This window comes from Variovorax sucrosi, assembly GCF_051216635.1.
Classification (GTDB): domain Bacteria; phylum Pseudomonadota; class Gammaproteobacteria; order Burkholderiales; family Burkholderiaceae_C; genus Variovorax.
In genome coordinates this window covers 192,686-210,224 of the sequence record NZ_JBPJZU010000010.1, presented here as the reverse complement: position 1 = coordinate 210,224, position 17,539 = coordinate 192,686, and the positions used below count along the sequence as shown (strand labels likewise).

The following is a 17,539-nucleotide window of genomic DNA, read 5'->3' as shown; positions in this document are numbered from 1 at the left end:
TATAGCCGCGGCACCCGTCCGGCGTCGGCGCCGTCAGCCCACGATGATGACCGCGCCCAGCACCAGGAAAATGACCGCCGAGATGCCGTGGACCAGCTTGATCGGCACGCGCCGCATGATGCGTTCGCCGAGGAAGACAACCGGCGCATTGGCCAGCATCATCCCGAAGGTCGTGCCAGCGACCACGCCGATGTAGTCGTTCACGAAGCGCGCCGCCAGCATGACGGTGGCGATCTGCGTCTTGTCGCCCATCTCGGCCAGGAAGAAGGCGACGACGGTAGTGCCGAAGACGCCGAAGTGCGAGCGCGTGCCGGTGTCCTCCTCGTCGAGCTTGTCCGGGATCAGCATCCACAACGCCATGGCGATAAAGGCGCCGCCGAGCAGCCAGCGCAGGGTGGTCGGCCCCAACCACTGGGTGACGAAGGCCCCGACCGCGCCAGCGAGCGCGTGGTTCACGACAGTGGCGGTGAAGATGCCCAGCACGATCGGCCAGGGCTTGCGAAAACGCGCCGCGAGGACGAGCGCGAGCAGTTGGGTCTTGTCGCCCATTTCCGCCAGGGCAACGATGCCGGTGGCGACGAGAAAAGCTTCCATGATGACGTGGGGGTTCCTCGGCCGAAGCAGACGCAATTGACCACGCAACCCTTCGGCCGAATCCCGAAGTTGCATGGTCAAAGGTCTCGCCAAGTTCGTACCGCTTGCGCCATGTCCTGTGTGGGGCGGGACAAGTCTGTTGACGCAAACCCTTCTCGCGATGGAAGGCGGCTACTCCCCAATGACGTGTGGATTCTAGCCAGCACCCAAGTCCGCGTTGTGTGCGAGCACCAACTACACAAGCATCAAATCGGCGCCGAAGAGAAGGGGAAATTCCTGCTTGTGGAATTTGTATTTCACCCATAATGCATGAGCCTCCCTTCAAATTTCCCTCGGGGCGGTTTAGGTGATCGGTCAGTTTCGCGCGGCTCGGCGCTTCTTTGCCGAGGTGGTGCTTTCGGGACTCCATCGCTTTCATTGATGTGTTCATAGGAGTCCCTCGATGGGCAACAAACTGTACGTCGGCAACCTGCCTTACTCCGTGCGTGATGGTGATTTGGAACAGGCCTTCGGCCAGTTCGGCTCGGTCACCAGCGCCAAGGTCATGATGGAACGTGACACCGGCCGCTCGAAGGGCTTCGGCTTCGTCGAAATGGGCAGCGACGCCGAGGCGCAAGCCGCCATCACCGGCATGAACGGCCAACCCCTGGGTGGGCGTAGCGTGGTGGTCAACGAAGCCCGCCCGATGGAAGCCCGGCCCCCCCGTACCGGTGGCTACGGTGGTGGTGGTGCTGGCGGCGGTGGATACGGCGGCGGCGGTGGTGGTGGCTACGGCGGTGGCGGCGGTGGTCGCAGCGGTGGTGGCGGCTACGGTGGTGCTGGTGGCGGCGGCGGTTACGGCGGCGGTGGGGGCCGCAGCGGTGGCGGCGGCGGCGGCGGTGATGGTGGCTTCCGCAGCCCCTACGGTGCCGGCCCGCGTGGTGGTGGTCGCAGCGGTGGTGGTGGTAGTGGCGGCGGCTACGGTGGCGGCAACAGCGGCTACTGAACCGCAGCGTCCCCACCCACAACAAGCAACAAGGCTCCTTCAAGGAGCCTTTTTCATGCCCGCTGCGGCGCCTTCAGGCCTCGCCGCGCCGCTTCTTGCGGCCGCGGCCCTGCACGACGTGATCGAACACGGCGTCGGGCAGCAGACGCATGAGCTTCGCGACCAGACCCATCTGCCAGGGAATCACGCGGTAACTGCGGCCGGCTTCGATGGTGCGAAAGGCCTGCTCGGCAAAATCGTCGGCCCGCATCAGGAAGGGCATGCCGTAGCGGTTGCCCTGCGTGAGCGGCGTGTCGATGTAACCGGGGCAGATCGTGACGACCTTCACGCCACTTGCGCGCAACTCGCCGCGCAGGCTTTCGCAGTAGGCCACGACGCCCGCCTTGCTGGCGCAGTAGGCGCCATGCCCCGGCAAGCCGCGGATGGCTGCGACGCTGCCGATGCCGACCAGGCGGCCGCTGCCGCGTGCCGCCATCGCCGTGACGAAGGGATGGAAGGTCGCGGCCAGGCCGACGTTGTTGACGGCAAAGGTCTGGGCCAGCACGTCGAGGTCGCCCGGGTCCGCGGTGTCGATGCCGACGCTGATGCCGGCATTGGCGATCACGACATCCGGCAGGCCCTGCGTCGCGAGGCAGCGCGCGCCCACGTCGGCCATTGCATCGATCTGCGCCACGTCGGCGCCGTAGACGGCGCATCGACCGGCGGCGATGCCGCGCGCAGCCACCCAAGCCTCGATCTCTGCGGTGCGGCGTGCGACCAGCGCAAGGTCGTAGCCGGCGTCGTAGAAGCGGCCGGCCAGCGCCTGGCCGATGCCGCTGGAGGCACCGGTGATGAAGGCCAGCGGCCGTTCGGCGCTCATGAGGATCAGCGCGGCGCGCCGGGGGCGGCGACGGAGGGCACGAGCTGGCCGCGCACACGGCCTTGCAGGTTCGCGACGCCGCTCAGGTTGTCATAGTCCAGCGTGTCGGCGGTGAAGCGATCGGTGCCGCGGATCAGCGTCACCGGCTTGTTCGAAGTCACCCGCTCGGTGTCGAGGTATGCATGCAGGAAGTCGCCGCGGAACTCCAGCCGCGGCGCGGCGCGGCCGGACGCGATGGTGGCGGCATCGCGCACCACGACCGCATTGCCGAACAGCTGCACCTCGCTGCCGTCGCCGTTGGACAGCCCCCGGTCGGCCGTGGCCCGCGTGACCAGGCCTTCCGGCGAGATCGCGCGGATGCGCACCTGGTCGACCTCGAGTGTGTCGTTGTCCGGGAAATGACGCCCCTCCTTGCCGACAAGTTCGCTGCGAAGCGCGCCGCTGGGCAGGAAGTTCTTGATGACGAAGCCCCGCATGAAGAAGTCCGGCTCATGGGTCGGCGCTTCCTTCGTGGTCGGATCGAGCAGCTTCGGCGCATTGCGCACCAGCCAGTAGGTACCCAGCGCGAGCAGGGCCGTCAGGATGACCGGCAGGTAGATCGTGACGCGATCGACCGTGTCGCGCAGCAGCGTGCGCACCGGCTTCATGCGGCAAGCCCCCGCGCCGCATCGAGCAGGCGCCGGTAGTGCCCCCCTGCGGTGAGCAGCAGATCGCAGAATTCGCGCGCCGCACCTTCGCCGCCGCGCGCGGTCGTGACGTGGTGGGCGATCGCACGGACCTCCGCATGCGCATTGGGCGGCGCCGCGCAGAAACCAGCGCGGCACAGCACCGGCAGGTCGGGCCAGTCGTCGCCGATGGCCGCCGCCTGCGGCCAGGCGAAGCCCAACTGCGCCAGCATCGCTTCGGCAGCGGGCAACTTCTCTTCGGTGCCGTAGCGCACGTGCTCGATGCCCAGGGCCTCGAGCCGCACCCGCAGCGGCTTGGAGTCGCGCCCGGTGATCACCGCCGGCACGATGCCCGCGGTACGCAGCAGCTTGAGGCCGTAGCCGTCGAGGATGCTGAAGCGCTTGAGCGTCTCGCCGTGCTCGCTGAAGAACACGCCGCCGTCGGTGAGCACACCGTCGATGTCGAAGAAGGCGATGCGGATGTCCTGCGCCGCCAGCAGGGTTTCAGTGGGGAAACGCGTGGCCATCAGATGACCTTCGCGCGCATCAGGTCGTTGATGCTCAACGCGCCGATCAGCACCTGGGCCGCGTCGACCACCAGCACGCTGGTGATGCGGTGATGCTCCATCAGTTCCGCGGCCTCCACGCCCAGCGCATCGGCGCGAATGGTGCGCGGCCCGGGGTGCATCACGTCGGCCGTCGTCAATGCCCGCAGGTCGGCGCCGGTTTCGATCAGACGGCGCAGGTCGCCGTCGGTGAAGACGCCGATGGCCCGGCCGTCGGCGTCGACCACCGCCGCTGCGCCGAGGCCCTTGGAGCTCATCTCGCGCATCAGCTCGCTGAAGGTGGCGCTGGGCGCCACGCGCGGCACGTCGTCGCCCGAGCGCATCAGGTCGCTCACCAGCGTGAGCAGCTTGCGCCCGAGCGCGCCGCCCGGGTGCGATCGCGCGAAGTCTTCGGCACCGAAGCCACGGGCGTCGAGCAGCGCGACGGCCAGCGCGTCGCCCATCGCCATCTGCGCGGTGGTGCTGGCGGTCGGCGCCAGGTTGAGCGGGCAGGCTTCCTTCTCGACGCCGCTGTCGAGCACGAGGTCGGCATGGCGCGCCAGCATCGAGTCGCGCCCGCCGGTGATCGCGATCAGCGGCACGCCCTGGCGCTTGACGACCGGCAGGATGGCGGCGAGTTCGTCGCTCTCGCCGCTGTTCGAGATGGCCAGCACCAGGTCGACCGCCTTGATCATGCCGAGGTCGCCATGGCTGGCTTCGGCCGGGTGCACGAACATCGCCGGTGTGCCGGTCGAGGCGAGCGTCGCGGCGATCTTGCGGCCGACGTGGCCGCTCTTGCCCATGCCCATCACGACCACGCGGCCACGCACCCCGAGAATCTTGTGCACGGCGTCGACGAAGCTCGGGCCGATGCGTGACTTCAGGCCGAGCACGGCCTCGGCTTCGATGTCGAAGGTGGTGCGGGCCCGCGCCAGCAGCGTCTCGGGGTCGGCCTTGTCGGCCAGGGGGGGGCGGGAACTCATTCGGCGGATTTTATCGGTCGGCCGCCGCCCGGCCGGCGCGGCGCTCCGGGTGCCCTGCCCGCGCGCATGGCCCTTGCTAGCATCGGGGATGTCCTCGCTCGATCTCACGCTGTTGTATCTGCTCGCTGCGGTGATCGGCGTGGTGGCCTGCCGGTTGCTCAAGCTGCCGCCGATGCTGGGCTACCTGTCGGCCGGCGTGCTGATCGGGCCGCACGCCTTCGCGCTGGCACAGAACGACGAGGGCATTCGCCACCTGGGCGAATTCGGCGTGGTGTTCCTGATGTTCGTGATCGGGCTGGAGTTCAGCCTGCCCAAGCTGCGCGCCATGCGCCAGCACGTGTTCGGCCTGGGGCTGCTGCAGGTGATGCTGACCATGAGCATCGCCACCATCGGCGCCTTGCTGCTGGCGCGGCTGCTGCCGCCGGCCTGGCAGCTCGGGTGGCAGACGGCGCTGGCGCTGTCGGGCGCGCTCACGATGAGCAGCACGGCCATCGTCGTGAAGCTGATGTCCGAGCGCCTCGAGCTGGAAAGCGAGCACGGCAAGCGCGTGATGGGCGTGCTGCTGTTCCAGGACTTGGCGGTGGTGCCGCTGCTGGTGCTGATCCCCGCGCTGGGTGCGCCGCCCGAGACGCTCTTCAAGGCGCTGTCCATCGCCATGGTCAAGGCCACCTTCCTGGTCGGCGTGTTGCTCTATGGCGGCCCGCGCGTGATGCGCTGGTGGCTCACGCTCGTGGCGCGGCGGCGCAGCGAAGAGCTCTTCATGCTCAACCTGCTGCTCGTCACGCTGGGCCTGGCCTGGCTGACCGAACTGGCGGGGCTGAGCTTGGCGCTGGGCGCCTTCATCGCCGGCATGCTGGTGTCGGAAACCGAATACAAGCACCAGGTGGAAACCGACATCCGGCCCTTCCACGACGTGCTGCTCGGCCTGTTCTTCATCACCATCGGCATGTCGCTCGACTGGCACATCGTGGTGCAGCGCTGGGCGCTGGTGGCGGTGCTGCTGGTGCTGCCGCTGGCCTTCAAGCTCGGGCTGGTCACGCTGCTGGCGCGCGGCCTGGGCGCGACCACCGGCGTGTCGTTGCGCACCGGCCTCTACCTGGCGCAGGCCGGCGAGTTCGGCTTCGTGCTGCTGACGCTGGCGCAGGACCGCGGCCTGCTGCCGCCCTGGCTGGCCAACCCGGTGCTGGCGTCGATGGTGCTGTCGATGCTGGCGACGCCCTTCATCATCATGTACAGCAATGCCATCGTGCGGAAGCTGGTGGCCAGCGACTGGATGCAGCAGTCGCTGCAGATGACGAGCATCGCGCGCAAGACCATCAACACCACGCAGCACGTGATCATCTGCGGCTACGGCCGTTGCGGCCAGAATCTGGCACGCATCCTGGAGCGCGAAGGCATCCCGTACATGGCGCTCGACCTCGATCCCGATCGCGTGCGGCAGGCCGCAGCCGCCGGCGACTCGGTGGTGTTCGGCGACGCCACGCGCCTGCAGGCGCTGATGGCCGCCGGCCTGGCGCGCGCCAGTGCCGTGGTCGTGACCTATCTCGACGTGCCCGGCGCACTGAAGGTGCTGGCCAACACCCGTTCGCATGCGCCGCAGGTGCCGGTGATCGTTCGCACGCAGGACGACCTCGACCTGGAAAAGCTGCAGGCCGCCGGCGCGACCGAGGTGGTTCCCGAAGCCATCGAAGGCTCGCTGATGCTGGCCAGCCACGCGCTGGCGCTGGTGGGGGTGCCGATGCGGCGCGTGATCCGGGTGGTGCAGGACCTGCGCGACGCCCGCTACAACCTGCTGCGCGGCTACTTTCACGGCGCCGACGACGACAAGGGCGACGAGTTGCAGCATGCGCGGCTCAACAGCTTCACGCTCACGGCCGGTGCACGGGCGGTCGGGCGCTCGCTGGGCGAGCTCACGCTGCATGCGGGTGGGGTGCGCATCGTCGGCATCCGCCGCCGCAATGGCACGGCCGCGACACTGGCCGACGACACGCAACTCGCCGACGGCGACACGCTCGTCCTGTCGGGCAAGCCGGATGCGCTGGCCCTAGCGATCGAGTCGCTGCAGAAGGGCTAACGCGGCGGATCGTCGGAAGGTGCCGGCGCGGCCGCGCCTGAGAGGCCGGTCGGCGACACGGAAAGCGGCAGCGCTGCCGCTTCGGGCGCGGGGATGGAAAGGCTCGCCGGTGCGGCGGCCGCCGGCAGCGTGGCACGACGGTAGCCGTACCAGCCGCCCGTCAGGACCACGATGGCCGCCGCCGCCGACAGCACCCAGGCCGCACTGCGGTCGGGCGGTGCGGCTCGCCGTGCGCCCAGCGGATCCGGTCGGGAGGCGAGCCCCGCGCGGGCGGTCTGCAGCGTCGAGGGTCGGGATGGGCGATGCGCCCGTCCGCGCGTTGGCGCCGACGGCGATGGAAGCGCCAGATCGTCGGCCGGGGCCAGCACGGTGGCGCCCCAGGCGTCTTCCAGCGCTTCTTCCTCTTCGGCCGAACGCGTCGGCAGCGTCACCAGCTTGCCGCCGCAACCCTTGCAGAACTTGGCCGCGTCGCGGTTCTCGGTGCGACAGCCCACGCAGATCAGTGCCATCGCGTGCTCAGGTCACGGCGACCCGCTTGAGCCGGTCGACCATGCGTCGGGCAATCACGCTGCCCAGCGCGAGCACCACTTCCAGCGCGAGGTTGGGCTGGCGGTTCGACATCTCGGCGAAACGCACCGGCGTCAGCCGCCAGACGCGCGCCGGGCCAATGGCCACCACGTTCGCCGAGCGGGGCAGGCGGGAGAAGAAGGAGCCTTCGCCCACCACCGCACCGGGGTTCAGGATGGCCAGCTGCATCTGGCCCTTGCTGCCGGTCAGGTGCACGCTGAGCGTGCCGTGCTCGATGAAGAACAGGGTGCGATCCTGCGCGCCCTGGTTGATCAGCACCTGGCCGGCCGGCAGGTCGAAGCCTTGCATGTATTCGCCGAGCAGTTCCCACTGCTGCGCATTCAGCGCCGGCACGCACGCGTCGTAGCTGGTGTTCTGCGCGATGGCGCGGCACAACGCCTGGATGGCGGATGACATGGTGAGCCTCTGTCGTTGGGTGACAGCCGCAAATGTAGACAAATGTCACACGCTTGTGTCCGACGATGTACTACTTTCCTATACAGAATCGAGAAAAAATCACACCCAAAAGATCATCGGCACCGAATTCGCCGGTAATTTCGTTGAGCGCGTTCTGCGCCAGCCGCAGTTCTTCCGCCAGCAGGTCGAGCGCCGGACTGCGGGCCCCGAGCTGCGCGTGGGCCTGGGCGAGGTGCCGGGCCACGCGCGCCAGTGCATCAACGTGCCGGGCGCGCGCCAGATACAGGCCTTCCGGCACCGACTGCCAGCCGGCGATCTCGAGCAGGCGTTGCCGCAGGGCTTCGATGCCGGCACCGGTCTTGGCCGACAGGGCGAGGCCGCCGAGGGGCGAGGCCGCCGCGGTCGCGTCCTGCTTGTTCCAGACATCGAGCACCGGCACGCCGGGCGGCAGGCGCGTCTGCAGCGTGCGCAGGATGTCCGCATCGGCCGTCTCATACGCGGGCTGGTCGGCGCGGGTCAGGTCGTGCAGGAACAGCACCGCATCGGCGCGCTCGATCTGGCCCCAGGCGCGGGCGACGCCGATCTGCTCGACCTCGTCGCTGCTGTCGCGCAGCCCGGCGGTGTCGGCCACATGCAGCGGCACGCCCTGAATCTGGATCGTCTGCGACACCACGTCACGGGTGGTGCCGGCCACGGCGCTGACGATGGCGAGTTCGGCGCCGGCCAACGCGTTCAGCAGCGAACTCTTGCCCGCGTTCGGCTGGCCGGCGATGACCACCTTGATGCCTTCGCGCAGCAGCGCGCCCTGGCGTGCGCGCTGGCCGACGGCCGACAGCTGCGCCTGCAGCGCGGTCAACTGGCCGGCGGCGTCGGCCTTCTGCAGGAAGTCGATGTCCTCCTCCGGAAAGTCGAGCGTGGCCTCGACCAGCATGCGCAGGTGCACCAGTGCGTCGCGCAGCCGATGCACCTCGTGCGAGAACGCACCGGACAGCGAACGGCCGGCACTGCGCGCCGCCGCTTCGGTGCTGGCGTCGATCAGGTCGGCGATCGCCTCGGCCTGCGCCAGATCGATCTTGCCGTTGAGAAAGGCGCGCTGGCTGAACTCGCCAGGCTCGGCCACGCGCAGGCCGCGCAGCCGCGCCTGGCCGCTGGCCGGATCGGCCTCGGCGGCGGCCTCGAGGCAGCGCGCCAGCAGCAACTGCAACACCACCGCACCGCCGTGTGCCTGCAATTCGAGCACGTCTTCACCGGTGAACGAATGCGGCGCCGGGAAATGCAGCGCCAGCCCCCGGTCGATGGCCTCGCCGCTGCCATCCATGAAGGGCAGGTAGGTCGCCTCGCGCGGCTTCAGGGCACGGCCGCACAGCGCGAGCGCGAGCGGACCGAGCCCGCGTCCCGACACCCGCACGATGCCAACCGCACCGCGGCCGGAGGCAGTGGCGATGGCGACGATGGGGTCAGAGGCGCGGGCCAGCATGGAAGACCTATTGTTTCGCAGTTGCAATGAAAAGGGCCGCTTGCGCGGCCCTCGGATCGGTCGGCGTTGTGCCCGGGCTACTTGCCCAGCACGCCCAGCCGCTTGTTGATGAACCACTGCTGCGCGATCGACAGCGTGTTGTTCGTGATCCAGTAGAGCACCAGGCCGGCGGGGAAGAAGATGAACATCACGCTGAAGGCGAGCGGCATGATCCACATCAGCTTGGCCTGCATCGGATCCGGCGGCGTCGGGTTGAGCCAGGTCTGGAACAGCGAGGTCGCGGTCATGATGACCGGCAGGATGTACCAGGGGTCGGGTGCCGAGAGGTCGCGGATCCAGCCGATCCACGGGGCGTGGCGCATCTCGACCGAGGACAACAACACCCAGTAGAGCGCGATGAACACCGGGATCTGGATCACGATGGGGAAGCAGCCGCCCATCGGATTGACCTTCTCGGTCTTGTAGATGCGCATCATCTCCTGCTGCATCTCCTGCGGCTTGTCCTTGAGGCGCTCGCGCATCTCCATGATCTTCGGATTGATCGACTTCATCTTGGCCATGCTGGCGTAGGCCTTCGCATTGAGCCAGTAGAAGGCTGCCTTCAGCAGCACCACCAGCGCGACGATGGCCCAGCCCCAGTTGCCCAGAATGCCGTGCAGCTTGTCGAGCAGCCAGTAGAGCGGCTTCGAGATGATGGTGAAGATGCCGTAGTCCTTGACCAGTTCGAGGCCCGGCGCCACCGCTTCGAGCGTCTTCTCGGCCTGGGGGCCGACGAAGAAGCGCGCATCGATCGCCTTCGTAGCGCCCGGCGCGACCTGGCCGGCGTTGGTGATCATGCCCACCGCGTACAGGTTGTTGTCGACCTTGCGCGCGAACAGGTCGCGCTGCACGCCGTCGGCCAGCAGCCAGGCGCTGGCGAAGTAGTGCTGCACCATCGCGACATAGCCGTTCGCCGAGTCCTTGACGAAATCGGCCTTGCCCTTCTCGATGTCCGAGAAGTCGATCTTCTGGTATTTCTTGGCCTCGGTGTAGACCGCGGGGCCGGTGAAGGTCGAATAGAACGACGACTCGCCCGGCGGCTTGTTGCCGTCGCGCACGATCTGCATGTAGAGCTGGGGCGACACCGGCGCCGTGCCGGTGTTGATCACGTCATGGCGCACCGCCATGTCGTAGGCGCCGCGCTTGAGCGTCCAGGTGGTGACCAGCTTCACGCCGCCGACGTCGGTCGACTCGAAGCGCAGCACCATCTCGTTGGCACCGTCCTTCAGGGCGCGGTCGCCGGTGAAGGTCATGGGCGTCTTGTGCGTCGGGAAGGCGCCGCCGATCAGGCCGCTTTGCGCCACATAGACGCGGTTCGGGCTCTGGTCGAGCAGGACGAAGGGCTTGTCCTTCTCCGTGAGGTCGTCATGCTGGATGAACTCGCTCTGCACCAGCGAACCGCCAAGCGTGTCGAAGGTCAGCTTCAGCACGTCGGTGTTCACCACCACGCGTTCGCCGGCAGAGGCCACCGGCGCCGCGCCGCCGGGCACGGCACCGGCGCCCGCCGCGGCCGCCGTCGACGGCGCGCCGCCGCCGGTGGCGGAGGGCACGGCAGCGGAGGCGCCGTTGGCAGGTGCGGCCGGGGCCGATGCCACCGGCTTGCTGGACGGCAGGAAGGTCGGCGGCTTGCCGTTGTGGACCTGCCACTGGTCCCACAGCATCACCAGCGAGAAACCAAAGATCACCAGCAGGATGGTGCGGCGAATATCGTTCATGAAGAAGACTTCTTGTCGGAGGAGAGAAAGGCGAACAGCGATCGCGGCTGCGAACGCTCGGCCTTCGAAGGAGGCACCGGATCGTGCCCGCCCTGGCACCAAGGCTGGCAGCGGGCGATGCGGTGCAGGGTGAGGTAGCTGCCCTTGGCGGCGCCGTGGCGTTCGAGCGCCTCGATGGCATAGACCGAGCAGGTCGGCTCGAAGCGGCACGACTGTCCGAGCCAGGGGCTCAGCAGCAGACGGTAGCCCTTGACCAGGCCGATGAGCAAACGGCGGATCATTGTCGCGCCGCCACTTGCGCCCGCTGCAGCAGCAGCTGGAGTTCGGCGCGCACCGCCGCCTTGAGCTTGTCCGACGTGGCGCTCACGAACTGGGTGCGGTCGAAACCGGCGCGCAGGCGCACCACGTGGGCAGCCGGCGGCAGCAACGCTTCGGCCTGGGCGCTCACGGTGTAGATCTGTCGCTTGATGGCATTGCGCGTGACGGCGCGGCGCGCCCAGCGCTTAGGCACCATGGCGCCAACCCATGCCTCGCGCGGGCCGCCGAAAAGCGGCTCGACACCCGCCGGCGCGTCGAGCGCGCAGCGATGCAAAGCGAAATGGGCGGTGCGCGCCACGGTGGCGCCTGCGAGGACGGCCTGGAATTGCGCGCGGGTCTGGAGCCGCTGCATGGGAGCCGCCCGCTGTTCGCCGTTGAGGGCTGCGGGCGGGGGCGGCGAATCCTGCAAGAGTGCCGTCGGTCGAACCTTAGACGGCCAGACGCTTGCGGCCCTTGGCGCGGCGAGCGTTGATGACGGCACGGCCGCCGCGGGTCTTCATGCGGACCAGAAAGCCGTGGGTACGGGCGCGGCGGACTTTGGAAGCTTGGTAAGTGCGTTTCATGATGCTTTTCCTGAGGAACCCGCCGATGATCGATTGCGCCGGCGAGGGTTGACGCCCCGAAACACACAAGAGGTTTTCAGGGAAACCCGCGATTATCACAAACATTTGCCAAAGCCACAAATCCTGCGGCCGCACCGGGGCTCCCAGGCCGGTGAAAACGAGTGTGGATAAGGTTTTGACAAGTTAGAATGCCGGGGGCCCCGACGGGGCAACTATCCACAATACGACAACCAGAAAAATGATCGAGGGACACCCCTTTCAAACCGCCCATGCCGAACGACGGCGCGGGTGACAGCCTCTGGCAGGCCTGCGTCGATCAGCTCGCGCAGGAGCTGTCCGAGCAACAGTTCAACACCTGGATCAAGCCCCTGACCGCACAGGTCACGGACGACCTGTCGCGCATGACCGTGTTCGTGGCGAACCGCTTCAAGCTCGACTGGATTCGGGCCCAGTACGCCAGCAAGATCGCGGCCATGGCCGAAACGATCTATGGCCAGTCCGTACATGTAGAGTTAGCGCTTGCTCCGCGGGAAGCGCCCATCCGCCAAGCGCCCGTCGCGGTCATGGCCGAAACCGACGTGCCCCGTGACGTGGCCGGTCTGGGCGAGGACCCGGCCTCTGCCGCCTTCAAGAATCGCCTGAACTCCGGCCTCACGTTCGACACCCTGGTCGAAGGCACTGCGAACCGCATGGCGCGCGCCGCGGCCATGCACGTCTCGGGCATGCCGGGCCATCTGTACAACCCGTTGTTCATCTACGGCGGCGTCGGTCTGGGCAAGACCCACTTGATGCACGCGGTGGGCAACCGGCTGCTGGCCGACAGGCCCGATTCCAAAGTTCTCTACATCCATGCCGAACAGTTCGTGTCGGATGTGGTCAAGGCCTACCAGCGCAAGACCTTCGACGAGTTCAAGGAGCGCTACCACTCGCTCGATCTGCTGCTGATCGATGACGTGCAGTTCTTCGCCAACAAGGACCGAACGCAGGAAGAATTCTTCAACGCGTTCGAGGCTCTGCTGGCCAAGAAGTCGCACATCGTGATGACAAGCGACACCTATCCGAAGGGCCTGGCCGACATCCACGAACGGCTGGTGTCGCGCTTCGATTCGGGCCTGACCGTCGCGATCGAGCCGCCCGAGCTCGAAATGCGCGTGGCCATCCTGATCAACAAGGCCCGCGCCGAATCGGCCGAGATGCCGGAAGAGGTGGCCTTCTTCGTCGCGAAGAACGTGCGCTCGAACGTGCGCGAGCTCGAAGGCGCGCTGCGCAAGATCCTCGCCTACTCGCGCTTCAACCAGAAGGAGATCTCGATCGCCCTGGCGCGCGAGGCGCTGCGCGACCTGCTGTCGATCCAGAATCGGCAGATCTCGGTGGAAAACATCCAGAAGACGGTGGCCGACTACTACAAGATCAAGGTCGCCGACATGTACAGCAAGAAGCGCCCGGCCAGCATCGCGCGGCCGCGGCAGATCGCGATGTACCTGGCCAAGGAACTGACGCAGAAGAGCCTGCCGGAAATCGGCGAACTCTTCGGTGGGCGTGACCACACGACGGTGTTGCACGCGGTGCGCAAGATCTCGGGCGAGCGCCAGCAGCTCACCGAGCTCAACCAGCAGCTCCACGTGCTCGAACAGACGCTGAAAGGCTGACGCCGCCAGCGGCTACGCTTCGTACTGCAAGACAAACGATTCGAACGAAACGAGGAAGAGGTAAGAGATGATCGTCCTGAAGGCAACACAAGACAAAGTTCTCGCCGCGCTGCAGTCGGTGGCGGGCATCGTGGAGCGGCGGCACACGCTGCCGATCCTGGCCAACGTGCTGATCCGCAAGACCGGCGGCCAGCTGCAGCTCACGACCAGCGACCTGGAAATCCAGATCCGCACGACGGCCGAGCTGGGCGGGGACGAAGGCAACTTCACCACGACCATCGGTGCACGCAAGCTGATCGACATCCTGCGCACCATGCCGACCGACCAGACGGTGAGCCTTGAATCGAGCGCGAGCAAGCTGGTGCTCAAGGGCGGCAAGAGCCGCTTCACGCTGCAGTCGCTGCCGGCGGAGGACTTCCCGCTGGTGCAGGAAGCCGCCAATTTCGGCCCCGTCTTCAGCGTGCCGCAGAAGACGCTCAAGGACCTGCTGCAGCAGGTGTCGTTCGCGATGGCGGTGCATGACATCCGCTACTACTTGAACGGCATCCTGTTCGTGGCCGAAGGCAAGCAGCTGAGCCTGGTGGCCACCGACGGCCACCGCCTGGCCTTCGCCTCGGCAACGCTCGAGGTCGAGGTGCCGCGCCAGGAAGTGATCCTGCCGCGCAAGACCGTGATCGAGATGCAGCGCCTGCTGTCCGATGCCGAAGGCGCCATCGAGATGCAGTTCGCCAACAACCAGGCGAAGTTCAGCTTCGGCGGCATGGAGTTCGTCACCAAGCTGGTCGAGGGCAAGTTCCCCGACTACAACCGCGTGATCCCGAAGGCCCACAAGAACAGCGTCACGCTGGGCCGCGCCACGCTGCTGGCCAGCCTGCAGCGCACCGCCATCCTGACCAGCGACAAGTTCAAGGGCGTGCGCCTGAACCTGGAGCCCGGCACGTTGCGCATCGCGTCGAACAATGCCGAGCAGGAAGAAGCCCAGGACGAACTCGACATCGACTACGGCGGCGACGCCATCGAGATCGGCTTCAACGTGACCTACCTGATCGACGCGCTGTCGAACATGAGCCAGGACATGGTCAAGCTCGACCTGGCCGATTCCAACAGCTCCGCGCTGCTGACGATTCCCGAGAACGCGAACTTCAAGTACGTCGTGATGCCAATGCGCATTTGATGCGTTTCCGACGAGAGCCCTCGCACCTACAACCCGCGGCCGCCGCGGGTTGGGTCTTTCAAGAGACCCCAGAACCCGTTTCCCCAGAGAGGATGTGTCCCCAATGAGCGAAGAAAACAAGCCGGAAGCACCGCACACCGAGCCGGTCTACACGCCCGAGATCGAGAGCGCGATCCCGATCGAGATCACGCCGCCCGACACCTCGTACGGCGAAGGCTCGATCACCATCCTCGAAGGCCTGGAGGCCGTGCGCAAGCGGCCCGGCATGTACATCGGCGACACCTCCGACGGCACCGGCCTGCACCACCTGGTGTTCGAGGTGGTCGACAACTCGATCGACGAAGCGCTGGCCGGCTACTGCGACGACATCGTCGTCACGATCCACAGCGACAACTCCATCTCCGTCACCGACAACGGCCGCGGCATTCCGACCGGCGTGAAGATGGACGACAAGCACGAACCCAAGCGCTCGGCTGCGGAGATCGCGCTGACCGAGCTGCACGCCGGCGGCAAGTTCAACCAGAACAGCTACAAGGTCTCGGGCGGCCTGCACGGCGTGGGCGTGAGCTGCGTGAACGCGCTGAGCGTGATGCTGCGCCTGGTGGTGCGCCGCGAAGGCAAGATCCACGAACTCGAATTCAGCCGCGGCTTCGTGCAGAACCGGATCATCGAGAAGGTGAACGGCGTCGAAGTCTCGCCGATGAAGATCGTCGGCGACACCGACAAGCGCGGCACCGAAGTGCACTTCCTGCCCGACACCACGATCTTCATCGAGAACTCGGACTTCCACTACGAGATCCTCTCCAAGCGCCTGCGCGAGCTCAGCTTCCTGAACAACGGCGTGCGCATCCGCCTGAAGGACGAGCGCAGCGGCAAGGAAGACGACTTCTCCGGTGCCGGCGGTGTGAAGGGTTTCGTCGAGTTCATCAACAAGGGCAAGACCGTTCTGCACCCCAATGTGTTCTATGCCGAAGGCGAGCGGCCGGCAGAAACCTACGGCGGCATCCCCGGCACGCACATCGGCGTCGAAGTCGCGATGCAGTGGAACAGCGGCTACAACGAGCAGGTGCTGTGCTTCACCAACAACATCCCGCAGCGTGACGGCGGCACCCACCTCACGGGCCTGCGTGCCGCGATGACCCGCGTCATCAACAAGTACATCGAAGAGAACGAGTTCGCCAAGAAGGCCAAGGTCGAAGTCACCGGCGACGACATGCGCGAAGGCCTGTGCTGCGTGCTGAGCGTGAAGGTGCCCGAGCCCAAGTTCTCGAGCCAGACCAAGGACAAGCTGGTGTCCAGCGAAGTGCGCGCGCCGGTGGAAGACATCGTCGGCAAGCTGCTGACCGATTACCTGCAGGAACGCCCGAACGACGCCAAGATCATCTGCGGCAAGATCGTCGAAGCGGCCCGCGCCCGCGAAGCCGCCCGCAAGGCCCGAGAGATGACGCGCCGCAAGGGCGTGCTCGACGGCATGGGCCTGCCCGGCAAGCTGGCCGACTGCCAGGAAAAAGATCCCGCGCTGTGCGAGGTCTACCTGGTGGAGGGCGACTCCGCCGGCGGCTCGGCCAAGCAGGGCCGCGACCGGAAGTTCCAGGCCATCCTGCCGCTGCGCGGCAAGATCCTGAACGTCGAGAAGGCACGCTACGAGAAGCTGCTGACCAGCAACGAAATCCTGGTGATGATCACCGCGCTGGGCACCGGCATCGGCCGTGCCGGCGCAACCACCAACGGCGGCGGCGCCGACGACTTCAACGTCGCCAAGCTGCGCTACCACCGCATCATCATCATGACCGACGCCGACGTCGACGGCGCCCACATCCGCACGCTGCTGCTGACCTTCTTCTACCGGCAGATGCCGGAGCTGGTGGAGCGCGGCCACATCTACATCGCGCAGCCGCCGCTCTACAAGGTGAAGGTCGGCAAGGAAGAGCAATACCTGAAGGACGGCCCGGCCCTCGACGCCTTCCTGCTGAAGGTGGCGCTGCAGAACGCGAGCATCGAGACCGGCGGCCCGACGCCGACCACGCTCACCGGCGACACGCTAGCCGAGCTGGCGCGCAAGCACCAGCTGGCGCAGGCCGTCATCGCGCGACTGGGCGTGTTCATGGACGCTGCGGCGCTGCGCGCCATCGCCGACGGCGTGTCGCTCGACCTCGACACCACCGCGAGCGCGGAAGCGTCGGCCGTGGCACTCCAGGTCAAGCTGCGCGAACTCAACGACACCGGCGCTCCGGCAGAGGTGGCGAGCGAATTCGACGTCCGCACCGACAAGCCGGTGCTGCGCATCAGCCGCCGGCACCACGGCAACATCAAGAGCAGCGTGATCACGCAGGACTTCGTCCACGGTGCCGACTACGCCGCACTTGCCACCGCGGCCAACACCTTCCGCGACCTGCTGGGCGAAGGCGCGATCGTGAAGCGCGGCGAGGGCGAGCGCGCGAAGGAAGAGAAGGTCTCCGACTTCCGCATCGCGATGAAGTGGCTGATCGGCGAAGCCGAACGCACCACCTCGCGCCAGCGCTACAAGGGCCTGGGTGAGATGAACCCCGAGCAGCTCTGGGAAACCACGATGGACCCGACCGTGCGCCGCCTACTGCGCGTGCAGATCGACGACGCCATCGAGGCCGACCGCGTGTTCACCATGCTGATGGGCGACGAGGTGGAGCCGCGCCGCGAGTTCATCGAGCAGAACGCGCTGCGGGCGTCGAATATCGACGTTTGAAGGATGTAGGGCGAGGCATAACCCGAGAAATTGGGCCCCATAAGCTGAGAAGGCTATGGGGCCCTTCCTTTTGATTGAGCCGAGCAAAGAGCATCTATCGAAGCCAGCTCAAGAAGCGCATCAATCAACAAATAGTTATTTGCTTGCGTAGCGCTTTGCCATGCGCTACACTTTAAGCAAATAGTTATTTGTT

General features: G+C 66.8%; 17 protein-coding genes and 1 riboswitch. Of the genes, 5 read left to right on the top strand and 12 right to left on the bottom strand.

Features of this window, described 5'->3' with window-relative positions; all coding sequences use genetic code 11:
• Positions 1-33: 33 nt before the first annotated feature.
• Positions 34-594 carry a TMEM165/GDT1 family protein gene (locus tag ACSFBE_RS20150; RefSeq protein WP_435492198.1) on the bottom strand — a complete coding sequence of 187 codons (561 nt, stop codon included), beginning with the start codon at positions 592-594 and terminating at the stop codon, positions 34-36.
• Between the two features lie 11 nt (positions 595-605).
• Positions 606-786: riboswitch (yybP-ykoY riboswitch) on the bottom strand.
• 250 nt (positions 787-1,036) lie between these two features.
• Here ACSFBE_RS20150 and ACSFBE_RS20145 point away from each other — a divergent pair.
• Entirely contained in the window at positions 1,037-1,579 is a 543-nt protein-coding gene (locus tag ACSFBE_RS20145) for an RNA recognition motif domain-containing protein (protein WP_435492197.1), read from the top strand.
• Between the two features lie 73 nt (positions 1,580-1,652).
• Here ACSFBE_RS20145 and ACSFBE_RS20140 read toward each other — a convergent pair whose 3' ends face one another.
• From ACSFBE_RS20140 to ACSFBE_RS20125, 4 genes are read right to left on the bottom strand one after another with little or no spacing between them, the layout of a single operon-like run.
• A complete protein-coding gene (locus tag ACSFBE_RS20140) occupies positions 1,653-2,438 on the bottom strand; it encodes an SDR family oxidoreductase (protein WP_435492196.1) in 786 nt (261 codons plus the stop codon).
• A gap of 5 nt (positions 2,439-2,443) precedes the next feature.
• Positions 2,444-3,085, bottom strand: coding sequence for an LPS export ABC transporter periplasmic protein LptC (gene lptC / locus ACSFBE_RS20135; protein WP_435492195.1), 642 nt, complete (start codon positions 3,083-3,085; stop codon positions 2,444-2,446).
• Complete coding sequence (locus ACSFBE_RS20130) at positions 3,082-3,630, bottom strand: KdsC family phosphatase (protein ID WP_435492194.1); 549 nt, start codon at positions 3,628-3,630, stop codon at positions 3,082-3,084. The genes lptC and ACSFBE_RS20130 overlap by 4 nt, the downstream gene beginning before the upstream one ends.
• On the bottom strand, positions 3,630-4,631 hold the full coding sequence (locus tag ACSFBE_RS20125) for a KpsF/GutQ family sugar-phosphate isomerase (RefSeq protein ID WP_435492193.1): 1,002 nt from the start codon (positions 4,629-4,631) through the stop codon (positions 3,630-3,632). Before ACSFBE_RS20125 ends, ACSFBE_RS20130 begins: the two co-directional genes overlap by 1 nt.
• An 88-nt stretch (positions 4,632-4,719) precedes the next feature.
• Here ACSFBE_RS20125 and ACSFBE_RS20120 point away from each other — a divergent pair, with 88 nt between their 5' ends.
• Positions 4,720-6,705 carry a monovalent cation:proton antiporter family protein gene (locus ACSFBE_RS20120; RefSeq protein ID WP_435492192.1) on the top strand — a complete coding sequence of 662 codons (1,986 nt, stop codon included), beginning with the start codon at positions 4,720-4,722 and terminating at the stop codon, positions 6,703-6,705.
• On the opposite strand, the gene ACSFBE_RS20115 is transcribed toward ACSFBE_RS20120, so the two are convergent.
• The 7 genes from ACSFBE_RS20115 to rpmH form a co-directional block, all read right to left on the bottom strand.
• The gene (locus ACSFBE_RS20115; protein ID WP_435492191.1) at positions 6,702-7,214 is read right to left on the bottom strand and encodes a hypothetical protein; all 513 of its coding nucleotides are present in this window, start codon (positions 7,212-7,214) and stop codon (positions 6,702-6,704) included. The genes ACSFBE_RS20120 and ACSFBE_RS20115 overlap by 4 nt on opposite strands.
• 7 nt (positions 7,215-7,221) lie before the next feature.
• Positions 7,222-7,689, bottom strand: a complete 468-nt coding sequence (locus ACSFBE_RS20110) for a Crp/Fnr family transcriptional regulator (RefSeq protein WP_435492190.1) — start codon at positions 7,687-7,689, stop codon at positions 7,222-7,224.
• Positions 7,690-7,759: 70 nt separating this feature from the next.
• Positions 7,760-9,166 carry a tRNA uridine-5-carboxymethylaminomethyl(34) synthesis GTPase MnmE gene (gene mnmE / locus ACSFBE_RS20105; RefSeq protein WP_435492189.1) on the bottom strand — a complete coding sequence of 469 codons (1,407 nt, stop codon included), beginning with the start codon at positions 9,164-9,166 and terminating at the stop codon, positions 7,760-7,762.
• Between the two features lie 77 nt (positions 9,167-9,243).
• Positions 9,244-10,920, bottom strand: a complete 1,677-nt coding sequence (yidC, locus tag ACSFBE_RS20100) for a membrane protein insertase YidC (protein WP_435492188.1) — start codon at positions 10,918-10,920, stop codon at positions 9,244-9,246.
• The gene (gene yidD / locus ACSFBE_RS20095) at positions 10,917-11,201 is read right to left on the bottom strand and encodes a membrane protein insertion efficiency factor YidD (protein WP_435492187.1); all 285 of its coding nucleotides are present in this window, start codon (positions 11,199-11,201) and stop codon (positions 10,917-10,919) included. The genes yidC and yidD overlap by 4 nt, the downstream gene beginning before the upstream one ends.
• Positions 11,198-11,590, bottom strand: a complete 393-nt coding sequence (locus ACSFBE_RS20090) for a ribonuclease P protein component (RefSeq protein ID WP_435492186.1) — start codon at positions 11,588-11,590, stop codon at positions 11,198-11,200. Before ACSFBE_RS20090 ends, yidD begins: the two co-directional genes overlap by 4 nt.
• Positions 11,591-11,666: 76 nt before the next feature.
• Positions 11,667-11,801, bottom strand: coding sequence for a 50S ribosomal protein L34 (gene rpmH, locus ACSFBE_RS20085; RefSeq protein WP_007834827.1), 135 nt, complete (start codon positions 11,799-11,801; stop codon positions 11,667-11,669).
• 269 nt (positions 11,802-12,070) lie between these two features.
• Between rpmH and dnaA the strand changes: the two genes are divergently transcribed.
• The 3 genes from dnaA (at position 12,071) to gyrB (ending at position 17,346) form a co-directional block, all read left to right on the top strand.
• Positions 12,071-13,450 (top strand): chromosomal replication initiator protein DnaA, encoded by a 1,380-nt coding sequence (gene dnaA / locus ACSFBE_RS20080; protein ID WP_435492185.1) that lies wholly within the window; start codon positions 12,071-12,073, stop codon positions 13,448-13,450.
• A 67-nt stretch (positions 13,451-13,517) separates the two neighbouring features.
• A complete protein-coding gene (dnaN, locus tag ACSFBE_RS20075; RefSeq protein ID WP_286647397.1) occupies positions 13,518-14,624 on the top strand; it encodes a DNA polymerase III subunit beta in 1,107 nt (368 codons plus the stop codon).
• A 103-nt stretch (positions 14,625-14,727) separates the two neighbouring features.
• Positions 14,728-17,346, top strand: a complete 2,619-nt coding sequence (gene gyrB / locus ACSFBE_RS20070; RefSeq protein ID WP_435492184.1) for a DNA topoisomerase (ATP-hydrolyzing) subunit B — start codon at positions 14,728-14,730, stop codon at positions 17,344-17,346.
• Positions 17,347-17,539 lie beyond the last annotated feature (193 nt).